This is a genomic window from Blautia sp. DFI.3.45 (genome assembly GCF_020593505.1).
Classification (GTDB): Bacteria; Bacillota; Clostridia; order Lachnospirales; family Lachnospiraceae; genus Blautia_A; species Blautia_A wexlerae.
Map to the genome: position 1 here is coordinate 1 of NZ_JAJDMI010000167.1, position 493 is coordinate 493.

Genomic DNA, 493 nt, shown 5'->3' on the forward strand with positions numbered 1-493 from the left:
AAATAGCAGAAATGACCGATGTGCTGGTTGATGTGAAAAACGGAAATGGCAACCGGCGTATTCTATCTGCAACAAATGAACTGACAGCACCTCTTGCCTATGAAATTAATGAGATCGTTGTGGCCTATGAAAGCAGACTTTCAACTGTACGGCAGACAGAAGAAACCAACCGCCAGCTTATGACGAGCCTTTCCCATGACGTGCGAACGCCCCTTACTACTCTGCTTGGGTATCTTGACGCTGCACACAAAGGACTGGTCATAGGAAAAGACCGGGATGATTATATTGAAACTGCCCGTCGGAAAGCTCATGATCTGAAAGAATACATTGATGTACTTTTTGACTGGTTCAAGTTAAATTCCAACGAGTTTGCTTTGGAGATCCAGAGCGTTGAGGTCGCAGAGCTGACAAGAAATATTCTGATCGACTGGATACCGATTTTTGAGGATAAACAGGTTGATTATGACATTGATATTCCTGAACAGCCTGTCCG

1 protein-coding gene is annotated in these 493 nt (G+C 44.2%); it reads left to right on the forward strand.

Features of this window, described 5'->3' with window-relative positions; translation table 11 throughout:
• On the forward strand, window positions 1-493 hold a 493-nt coding region (locus LJE09_RS19315; protein ID WP_306797821.1), incomplete at both ends, for a sensor histidine kinase.